This window comes from Paenibacillus sp. VTT E-133280 (genome assembly GCF_002264385.1).
Classification (GTDB): Bacteria; Bacillota; Bacilli; order Paenibacillales; family Paenibacillaceae; genus Paenibacillus_AQ; species Paenibacillus_AQ nitricinens.
This window is the reverse complement of sequence record NZ_NFUX01000153.1, coordinates 1-1,800: the sequence shown is the minus strand read 5'-3', so window position 1 is coordinate 1,800 and position 1,800 is coordinate 1. Positions and strand designations below refer to the sequence as shown.

Here is a 1,800-nt window from a genome sequence, read left to right as displayed (position 1 = left end):
ATCTCCGGTCTGAGGAACACGAACTTCATACAAGGCTAACGTAGGCTGGATGAGGTTGCATAACAAACCAAAGTCCATACTGCCAAAGGCGTACGGGAGTAAATGGAGCAGATAGATGGAGAGGAAGATAGCGTCCTTACCTGGGGAGATCTGTGCGGTAGGCGAAGCCACTTCGTAACCTGCTTGTGAGAGCAGGCTGAACGCACAGAAGTCAGCAGACGCCATAGTAAGCAAGCTGTTACAACAGCTGCGGAAGGGCTGAACATGAAGTAGGTATTTGTACATCCAGGCGTGCAAGATGAGTAATGAAAGCAGAAAAAAAATCCGAAAGGACCTGACTGAAGAAGGAAGCGGTGAATCCCGTGAGGAGCTTCGGCAGGGCAGAATTCATCTCTGGCACAAGAGGAAGATACAAATCACGTAAAGAGAGGTGAAAAAAATGTTGGAACAGCTGCTGTCACGGGAAAATCTTCTGCAAGCCTTAAAGCGTGTTGAAGCGAATAAAGGAAGTCATGGCGTAGATGGGATGTCCGTAAAATCCTTACGAGAACACATCGTACAAAACTGGCAAACCTTGCGGCAATCGATAGAAGAAGGAACCTATGAACCGAGCCCCGTGCGCCGAGTCGAAATCCCGAAACCCGGTGGCGGAGGCGTTAGGTTATTAGGAATACCTACCGTGACAGACCGAATGATTCAACAAGCAATCGCTCAGGTACTAACCCCATTATTTGATCCAGAGTTTTCTGACCACAGTTATGGATTTCGTCCGGGAAGGCGAGGACATGAGGCGGTAAGGGAAGCTAGAGAATTCATGAAAGAAGGCTATCGATACGTCGTTGACCTGGACTTGGAGAAATTCTTTGATCGCGTCAACCATGACTGACTGATGATGAAGATTTCGGCTAAAGTGAAGGACAAGAAAGTTCTCCTGCTGATTCGAAAATATCTTCAGTCAGGAGTGATGGAGAACGGATTAGTAAAACCGACAACAGAAGGGACACCGCAAGGTGGTCCACTCAGTCCGTTATTATCTAACATCGTCTTGGATGAGCTCGACAAGGAACTCGAGAAACGTGGACACCGCTTCGTTCGTTATGCGGATGATTGCAATATTTACGTGAAAACGCCAAGAGCAGGAGAACGAGTGAAGGCATCTGTCACCGTATTTATCGAGACGAGGCTAAAACTAAAGGTGAACCAAGCGAAGAGTGCGGTGGACCGCCCATGGAGACGAAAATTTCTTGGGTTTAGTTTTAGTAGCGATAAAAAACCCAAGGTGAGGATAGCGAAACAGTCCTTGCAGAAAGCGAAGGCACGAATTCGGGAGATCACATCCCGAAAGAAAGCGATGCGAATGGAAGAGAGAATCCAGGAGATCAATCGATACTTGATGGGATGGCAGGGATATTTCTGTCTGGCGGATACGCCAAGTGTCTTAAAAGCGATGGATATGTGGATTCGAAGGAGATTGCGAATGTGTCTCTGGAAGCAATGGAAGAACCCGAGAACCAAGGTCAAAAGGCTTATATCTTTAGGCGTGCCTAAGGACATAGCATATGAGTGGGGAAATACTCGGAAAAGGTACTGGCGAATTGCAGGGAGTCCAATTCTGCAACGTGCATTGAATAACCAATATTGGGAATCCAATGGATTAAAGAGTGTATTGGACCGATACAACTCCTTACGGAATATTTCATGAACCGCCGTATACCGAACGGTACGTACGGTGGTGTGAGAGGCCGGGGGCACGCCGCCCCCTCCTACTCGATTGTTTAGGAAATTATACAATACAAAAAA

2 pseudogenes are annotated in these 1,800 nt (G+C 47.2%); one reads left to right on the top strand and one right to left on the bottom strand.

Annotated elements, in window-relative coordinates:
- Positions 1-234 (bottom strand): annotated as a pseudogene (locus tag CA600_RS31050) (hypothetical protein); the annotation flags it as partial.
- A 205-nt stretch (positions 235-439) separates the two neighbouring features.
- On the opposite strand from CA600_RS31050, the pseudogene ltrA reads away from it, so the two are divergent.
- Positions 440-1,702, top strand: a pseudogene (ltrA, locus tag CA600_RS30520) (group II intron reverse transcriptase/maturase).
- Positions 1,703-1,800: the final 98 nt, after the last annotated feature.